Below are 8588 nucleotides of genomic sequence, written 5' to 3'. Positions count from 1 at the left end.
AATCCAGTGGAGAGCCGATGAAGGTCACGTCGTGTTGTTGCCAGAATAGGCTAAGGATTGTTGGACACAAAGAAAAACACAGAAATGTCCGCTTTGCAGACATTCACCCGGACCAAACGTCCCGCAGTATTGCGAATGGCAGCTTCGTCCGCATTGAGGTCGCACGCGACATTCGGGCGAACGTACGAACTGAGCCCTGAGCCCTGAGCCCTGAGCCCTGAGCCCTGAGCCCTGAGCCCTGAGCGGTCATAAACAAACAACGTTTACTGAGACCAAGTCGGAAAAGGCTAAAGGTTCAGTATCGGAAGCGAAGGCCTACACCAAATCCTTCGTCAAAAGATCGGTTGCCACCAATTCCCAGAAGCGCTTCGCCGTAGACTGCGATGCCTTCGTTGATGTTGTATCCGATCTGGACTTCTGCAGAGCCAGACCATGCATCTTCTTCCCAATCATATGGGACTTTCAAATCCAACTTGGCCCAGTAGTCGGTTGCGAAGGGTTGTAGCGCGATTAACCTGAGCGCCGTCTGGCTGATGTCGGTATCGCCATTGTAGTCAAAGAAATGCTGTACCAAGGGGATAAGTGAAAGACCAGTATCTTGGTTTCCAAAGGCGACCCCGACGAACGGTCCGAGCTGATCTGAACCTGTCCCAATGCCTTGGTCATCATTGCCAAACTCAACTATCCAGTCGAGGCCCACCGCCGCGCGGTACCCCCAAGTCTTATTGAGCAAGCCCTCCGTTGGGAAGTATATCAATTTAACGAGCGCCTTTTCCCAGTCGCTGGAAGACATCCCATTTGCTGATATATTGTTATAGTGAAGCTCGTATTTGATCTTCAAATTGTCTAGCGCCATGAAGGCGCCATCAATGAAATAGTCTGTTTTTTCACCGCTATTTCCGTCAGTATGCTGAATTCTGAGATCTGTGTTCCGACCTTTTGAAAGTGGGTTAGAGGCGTTTTCGGCAGCTGCCCCACTTTGAGAAAGGGAGAAGGCCAGAATGCAGGCGGCACTGGTTTTCCGAAATATTGAACTCTTCATTTTTGGTCGCTTTTGAACCTCCTCCAGAAATAGGGTCGGCATAGCCAGAAGGATATGTACGCCGACGTTATGTCGATATCACAAATACGCTACAATGGGCAAAGCCGCTTTGTCCGCACGGCGGTCGTAGATGGCGTTTTTTCTAACGTCCGCTCTGCGGCCATCTACTCGCATAGCAGAGGAACTAACTGCGATTTTCGCTAGGATGCAAACCGCACCGTGCGTCTCTGCCAACAACTGAAAAAGTGTTACAGTGGGTTGTTACAGTGCAGGAATTGCCCTACGCTTAAGATATTGATTTTATTGAAACCTATCACCTCAGGATCGCATCCCCTAGGCTCCACCAAAACCTAGCAGAACAACTAGATAGCAAGCATTAGAGTGGTGTGACACACAGGTGTGACACAAAATGAAGCTGTATGCGTATCTTTCACTGTCCAGACACGGCATCTATTACTTTCGTTGGCCCCTACCCGACACGACACCAAAACCACACACTAGTCCAAACATCGCACGCAGAACCCTACGTTTGTCGTTGCGTACGAGATGCCCTAAAGAGGCTGGTACTCTGGCACGGCGTCTTGCAGTGTGCGGCGATACAATAACAAAGCACATAGAAGCAGCGGGCATGAACCACGGCGAACTGCGTACAAAGGTACATAAGCACTTCACGGAAGTACTGAAGAAGGCAAAGGCACGTAGGGATGAACTCGGGCCCTACACCGAGTTGGAAAAGGAACGCATCGCTGACACCATCCGTCTTCATCAGGCGGACAACGAAGACTTCTGGGACATTATGAAGAAGGACTATGCCACCCAGCAGTACCAGTCCTTTTGTGACGCATCCGGCATTCCTCAGAAGCAACCAGTCAATACCCAATGGGCAATTCTTGATGAAATTCGGAAGGCTTGGATTGGTTTTCACGAAGCAATGCTGGAACACGATAAGGCCTTCGAGACATACGATTTCAGCAGGCCGCCCAACGCGCCTGTGAGCGTCACAGAAAGCCCAAAGCCTACTTTCGGCAGTAGCGCCACCAAAGTCTCAAAGAAGCCCTCAGAGAAGCCTTCTAGCCCACTCCTGTCCGCCCTATTTTCCGAAAGAAAAGCTGAGGCGGAACAGACAGGTCAATGGTCGGCCAAGCTGCTGAACGACTATCAGGCTTGGACAGACCTCTTCATAGAATTGCAAGGCGACCGTCCGGTTCTAGACTACAAAAAACCGGACGCACGCGACTTCAAAAATGCCCTGATTGAGCTTCCAAGCAACAGGAATAAACTACCGCAAACGATAGGCCTGACGCCTAGAGAAGCCATACAAGCAGCTAAAGACCACGGTCTACCAACGCTATCCTTAAGTGCAGTCAACAAGGCCTTGGGAAGGCTGCAAGGGATATGGAAGTGGGCAGACAAACAGTTGGACGAAGAGGTTGCCGACATTTTTGGGCCGATGAAGATAGCTGATAACAAAAACGCCAGAAACCAACACGACCCGTTCAGCAAAGAGCAACTGCAGACCATCTTCAACAGCCCACTGTACACGGGGTGCAAATCAAGGCGGTTCCGCACAGTGCCGGGATATACAGACTTGAGCAATACCAGTTGGTATTGGCTTCCACTGCTCGGCCTATGGACTGGCGCACGTCTGAACGAGTTATGCCAGTTGAACGTTGCAGATATCGACCATGAAGAGGGTATACCCCTAATTCGGGTCCAAGAGAGCGACGAAGACCAACGCGTCAAGTTCGGCAAAAGCAGACTTGTTCCCATACACCCCGAGTTAGTTCGGCTTGGCTTCCTCCGCTTCGTACAGGCTCAAAGACAGACAGGGCACAAGCGACTGTTCCCTGAACTAAAGCTGGGAGCGACAGGTTACTACTCAGATCAGGCCAGCAAAGACTTTAACCGCTACATCGACAGAATTGGTGTGAAGACGGCCAAGACCTCTTTCCACTCATTCCGCCATAACTTCAAAGATGCATGCCGTCATGCTGGTGTGCAACCTGACACCAATGACATCCTCTTGGGTCATAAGCTGCCCAGTATGGCAGGGCGCTATGGCGACGGCAACGTACCTTTGCCGGTGCTAACCGAAGCGATCTGCAAGATTAGGTACAGAGAACTGCGTTTAGAGCACGTCAATGGGTACCGAGGAGCTGGAGGCTGAAGTTGGGGACAATGCGGTCGTTTGCTGCAACTAGCTTTAAGGCCCACTTTGCGGACGAAGCGGTCAATCCTGTTGTTCCGCAAGGAATGGGCCAATTTCATGAAAGAATTCATCAAATCCTGCATGACCGCGGATCATGCAATGGTTAGCACCGGGAAGTTCAACGAACTCTGCGGTGGCTATTTCACGCGCTGTTTCACGACCTTCACTGATGGGAGCTGCCATGTCCCCCTGCACGTGTAGCACAAGTGTAGGCACACTTAACTTTCGGGCGTCTGCTCGCGCATCAACTTTTGAGTTCATGGCCATAATCCTTAAAGCAGTTTCCGGGCTCGCAGAAATTCGCTGCATTTCATCAAAGCTGGCACTCTCCGCTGGAGTTGCGTCTGGCATATAGCTGGACGTAAAGAACTGTCGATAAATAGGATTAGGCGACCCCCAGCCCGCTGAAACCATTGCACGGGACGCCTCATAAAACTGTTCAGCCTCAGGATTTCCTCGCATCATTCTTCCACGGACATATCCGCCTAGAAGGATCAGGAATTTGACCCTCTCTGGGTATCTCGCGGCAAATCGAACGCAGAACGCTGAGCCCTGACTTATTCCAAACAGACCAAAACGATCCAAGCCAGATGCATCAGCGACGGCAACCATATCATCTATCATTCTGTCCTCGGAGATGTCGTCGACGTCCCAGTCAGAAAGTCCGTTGCCGCGTTGATCGAACCGAACCAGCCGGCAGAGTTTGGAAAACTCAGATAAGAAATCCCCCCATACAGGACTGGTCCACTCATATTCGATGTGGTTCAGCCAGTTGGGAGCCTTAAGAACAGGTGTTCCGGTTCCCGTTGAAGCCCAAGCCAAATTAATCCCATCAGCGGATTTGCAGAATTTCACGCGCTGCTGATAGGAGATTTCCGGCGCTTTTCGTTCCTGCACCACATTAGGCGTCCATTGCCACACACGTATTGGTCGTGTGATGTTTTTCACGCGCTGCCCGCCCATGTCTCGAAATGGTTCATCGATCTTGTCCAGAACAGATTGATGCACAATGTCCGAAACACAGATGCCACCCGGTTCCGCCAGGCCCTCTAGTCGCGCGGCAACATTCACACCGTCGCCAAAGATATCGTCGTCGTCAAAGATTACATCGCCAAGGTTGATACCCACTCTGAATCGGATCCGCCGATCTTCGACCAAGTCCAACTCTTTCCGCCCCATCTCTTTCTGGATTTCCAACGCGCAGCGTACAGCGTTCTGAACAGAAGGAAATGTTGCCAATAGGCCATCTCCAGTCGTCTTTACAATTTTCCCTCGGTTTCGAGCGATTTCCGGGTCAATCAAGTCTTTTCGGTACGTCTTTTGACGCGACAAAACACCCAACTCATCCGCTTCCATCAATCGAGAATAGCCAACCATATCAGACGCAAGAATGGCTGAAAGTCGTTGTTCCATCGTAGTCTCCCAAAGAGCTTTCCCGGCAGCAAGGCACTTAATTGTGCACCCCAGAAGTCATATTCGTTAGCCGTGTACTTCATCCCCATTGAGTTATTGCTCTCTCACCAGAATGAAGATGTAGTGATCTTTCGAGAGTAGTTCCCGAGTTTATAGTATTCCATCAAGCGTTCCTCCCCAGATGCAGAGGCAAACTACCAGAACCTTTCAAATTTGGATACCGACGCCACTAAGAGGCCCATACCTAGACATAAAGGCGCGTGTTGGTTGCGCAGCGACGCGTTCAATTCGGTTGAACAACCGATTGAAGTAGAAACGACTAGTATTGGTTCAAAGTCGCATGCTCATTTCGTGCCATGTCATTCCGCCGTGGTCGGAGGTCGACGGTTTCAGATAGCTATAGCCGAGCTTTTCGTAGAGCGGCACGTGATGTTCTTTGCACATCAGATAGATCATTTCTTTATCCATCCGTTGCATGCGTTTTACAAACTCGTCCATCAGCGACCTTGAATAGCCTTTTCTTTGTCTCTTGGGATCAACGACAACGGAAATGATGACCACATTCGGGGCGTCAGGGTCGTGGCCAATAAGCTCTTTGAAGTCCTCGTCAGACATCTCGACCTCATGAGCGCATCCGCAATTGATGAAGCCAACAACTTCACCGTCCACTTCAAGGATCAAAAAACCCTCGGGATGGGTCTCTATCCGTTTACAGATTTTAGCATGGGTTGCTGCTTCGTCTCCCTCATAAGCCGAGGTTTCAATTTCGAAGCAGCGATCCGCATCGGAAAGTTGGGCATTTCTAAACTTTTTCATGCGATTTTCCCCCATGTCGCGGGGAAGACTAACCCAAAAGATCCAAGGCTGTCTCATATCAGAATAACGAGCATCTTGCCGCAAGAATTGGTGTCCGCTTTGGCCTCGAAGCGGTCATTCGCAGAATTTTCGCGAGCGTCTGTTTTGCGGACAAAGCGGACATTTTCTTGCGCCGAATCTTGTCATCCGTATGCTCATTTTGAAGACAGAAGAAACGGAGCATGCGCCTACATGAAGTTTTTCTCCCGCAGATCTTTCTGGTCATTCTCAATGGTTTTGGTTTCGTTGACGACCGTACCAAGCCTTTCATTCGCACAAGTTTCGGAGAGTGTTACATCTCAAGTCGTCTATGTTCCCTCTTATTCGCGAGTTTTCACGCAGGAGGGGCGCAGCGAACCGCTCGCGTCTACGCTAGTTGTGCACAACATTAGTCTTCAATCAGAGATCAAAGTTGAGCGTGTCGAATATTACGACAGAGCGGGGCAACTTCTGGAAACTCTCATAAATGAGCCCGTTCAATTGATGCCATTTGGGTCGATGAATGCGCTTGTACCTATTGGTAGCGTCGGAGACGGGATTGGCGCGAATTTCATAGTCACCTGGTCGGCAGAAGTTCCGGTGCTACCCCCTATCGTAGAAGCGATCATGGTTGGAGGAAGCGGCACTCAAGGAATCTCGTTTACAAGCCGAGGTCAGGTGTTGACTCAAAAACCCTAACACCGACCACCACTCTGCTTCTATGTATCCAGCTCAATCATCAATGTAATACTCAAGCACCAGTGACTGGCGTTGGCTTTGGGTTCCAGGCAGACATTGGTGCATTTGCTCAGAGGGCTATTCAGGACGGAAAGCAGTAAGAGCAGACCCAGGCAAAACAATAAATTGATCTGCTCCTTTATCGCCTTACGCTGGAAACACGGAGGTCAAGCTCATGTACCGCACATTTGTTTCTGCAATCTTTGTGGCTATTGCCACGACCTGCTCAGCGCAGGACTACGATATAGTCATAACGAACGGGCGGGTCATCGATCCGGAGACAGGTTTGGAGGTGCCGTCAGACGAATTCGAACCAGTCTCAGTTTGCCGCGGAAACTGCGAACCTATCCGGAACAAAGTTGACGCCACTCGGCGAGAGCAGCGCTGCGGGTCAGCTTGAAGATGTCTCGGCTGGTGAGCGATCGTTCCTGGTTGAAGTGATTGCTGCAATATTTGCAGCAGATGTCGTGGGTTACTCGCACCTCGTCCGCGCGAATGAAGAACGGACGTTAGAGCACTTGCGCGAACTACGGCAAAACGTCATCGAGCCCGCCTTTGCAAAACACGAAGGTCGAGTGGTCAAATGGATGGGCGACGGAGTACTGACGGAGTTTGCAAGCGCTGTCGACGCGGTTTCATGCGCCTACGATATTCAAAAATCCATCCATTCACGCAACGGAAACTTCCCAGTTGATGAGGAGATTATTTTTCGCGTCGGCATCAATATCGGTGACGTCGTCGTAGAAGGCGACGACATTCATGGCGATGGGGTCAACGTGGCCTCAAGGTTGGAGACACTTTCCGATCCTGGCGGGATTTGCATTTCGGCGTCAGTCCATGAACAAATCAAGCACCGCCTGAATGTGCATTTTCAAGACGCGGGTGACCAGCTAGTTAAAAACATCGTTGAGCCAATCCGCGTCTGGAAATGGGTGGGCGAGGCGAATGATGTCACAACTATTCAAAAGCCCACATCGGATTCAGAACTAATTTCGGCCCCTCGCCTGCCAGACATTCCGTCTTTAGCTGTTTTGCCATTTGACAATATGTCAGGCGATGCCGAGCAGGAGTACTTCGCAGACGGCATGACAGAGGACCTGATCACCGACCTCTCAAAATTGTCTGGCTTGTTAGTTATCGGTCGCAACTCTTCTTTTGTTTACAAAGGCAAGGCAGTAGATCTGAGACGCGTCGGCAAGGAGTTGGGTGTGCACTATGTTCTTGAGGGCAGTATCCGTAAGGCAGGCAACCGGGTTCGCATGAACGCTCAATTAATTGAAACAGCGAATGGAAGTCACGTCTGGGCCAATCGCAGAGACGGAACGCTGGAAGATATTTTTGACCTGCAAGACGAGATTACAAGAGAAATTGTCGACGCGCTGTCTATACAATTGCGGGAAGGCGAGGAAAATCGTCTTGGCAGTCAATACACAAAAAACACTGAAGCGCGTGACTGGTTTCTCAAAGGCCGACTGCGCTATCGTGAACCGGGTCCGCAAGCCAACGCCGAAGCGCAGGTAATATTCACCAAAGCTTTAGAAGCTGACCCAAACTTCGCCTATGCTATGGCCGTTAGAAGCTACTTAAAATTCCATGCTTGGTTCTTCAAGTGGAACAGCCACCACAATGCGTTCGACGAAGCATTGGCTGAGGCCGAACGTGCCGCCAAGATAGACCCAAACCTTGCTGCCGCCCACGCGTTTCTGGGTTGGATGCATATGTGGGGCGATGGGTTCGAAAGAGCTCTTTCTGAGCATGAAACAGCCTTATCATTGGACCCTAATTCCTCTGATGGACATCTGTGGCAGGCTTCTTCACTTATCTACGCGGGAACACCGGAGTTGGCAATTGCGCCAATGGACCGGGCTATGCGGCTAGAACCACATACTCCGCCCATTTACCTTCTTAATTATGGTCACCTAATGTTGCAGCTTGACCGTTATGAAGAAGCTATCGAATACTTGCAGGCAGCAATACGAAACGCGCCTCAGTTTCCTATGAACTATATATTTTTGTCGGCGGTAAGAACGGCGCAGGGAAAATTACAAGAAGCAGAGGAAGCCGGTTCGATACTTCTCGAATTGATCCCTGTAGCTACGGTATCCACGCTGAATTCCCAATTGCCCTATGCAAAGGAAGAGCACAGACTAAAGATTGTGGCGGGCCTGAAAGCCGCAGGATTGCCGGATTAATGAGACGTAAAGAAGCCCTTTCGAGGCTCGATGCGGTCATTTTCTAAATCGTGGCAGATGTCTACTTTGAAGACATTGCAGGCTTTTTCTTTGTGTCCAACAATCCTTAGCCTATTCTGGCAACAACACGACGTGACCTTCATCGGCTCTCCACTGGATT

At 50.4% G+C, this 8588-nt stretch carries 6 protein-coding genes and 1 pseudogene; 3 read left to right on the top strand and 4 right to left on the bottom strand.

Going from position 1 to position 8588, the window contains the following annotated elements:
- Nucleotides 1–295: 295 nt before the first annotated feature.
- Entirely contained in the window at nt 296–1042 is a 747-nt protein-coding gene (locus AC2FF7_RS22005) for a hypothetical protein (protein WP_496906346.1), read from the bottom strand.
- Nucleotides 1043–1670: 628 nt separating this feature from the next.
- On the opposite strand from AC2FF7_RS22005, the gene AC2FF7_RS22000 reads away from it, so the two are divergent.
- On the top strand, nt 1671–3209 hold the full coding sequence (locus AC2FF7_RS22000) for a site-specific integrase (RefSeq protein WP_496906345.1): 1539 nt from the start codon (nt 1671–1673) through the stop codon (nt 3207–3209).
- A gap of 63 nt (nt 3210–3272) precedes the next feature.
- On the opposite strand, the gene AC2FF7_RS21995 is transcribed toward AC2FF7_RS22000, so the two are convergent.
- Both AC2FF7_RS21995 and AC2FF7_RS21990 read right to left on the bottom strand, forming a co-directional pair.
- Nucleotides 3273–4664, bottom strand: a complete 1392-nt coding sequence (locus AC2FF7_RS21995) for an alpha/beta fold hydrolase (protein ID WP_480867984.1) — start codon at nt 4662–4664, stop codon at nt 3273–3275.
- Nucleotides 4665–4994: 330 nt separating this feature from the next.
- Complete coding sequence (locus AC2FF7_RS21990) at nt 4995–5480, bottom strand: GNAT family N-acetyltransferase (RefSeq protein WP_496906344.1); 486 nt, start codon at nt 5478–5480, stop codon at nt 4995–4997.
- A gap of 231 nt (nt 5481–5711) precedes the next feature.
- On the opposite strand from AC2FF7_RS21990, the gene AC2FF7_RS21985 reads away from it, so the two are divergent.
- The gene (locus tag AC2FF7_RS21985; RefSeq protein WP_480869570.1) at nt 5712–6197 is read left to right on the top strand and encodes a DUF3124 domain-containing protein; all 486 of its coding nucleotides are present in this window, start codon (nt 5712–5714) and stop codon (nt 6195–6197) included.
- Nucleotides 6198–6580: 383 nt separating this feature from the next.
- On the opposite strand, the pseudogene AC2FF7_RS21980 reads toward AC2FF7_RS21985, so the two are convergent.
- A pseudogene (locus AC2FF7_RS21980) lies at nt 6581–6679 on the bottom strand (IS6 family transposase); the annotation flags it as partial.
- On the opposite strand from AC2FF7_RS21980, the gene AC2FF7_RS21975 reads away from it, so the two are divergent.
- A complete protein-coding gene (locus AC2FF7_RS21975; RefSeq protein ID WP_496906343.1) occupies nt 6674–8428 on the top strand; it encodes an adenylate/guanylate cyclase domain-containing protein in 1755 nt (584 codons plus the stop codon). The pseudogene AC2FF7_RS21980 and the gene AC2FF7_RS21975 overlap by 6 nt on opposite strands.
- The last annotated feature ends 160 nt before the right edge of the window (nt 8429–8588 follow it).

The organism is Ruegeria sp. YTSC325, assembly GCF_059609525.1.
Note: the sequence above shows the minus strand (reverse complement) of the source record. Positions and strands in the feature narration are given on the sequence as shown.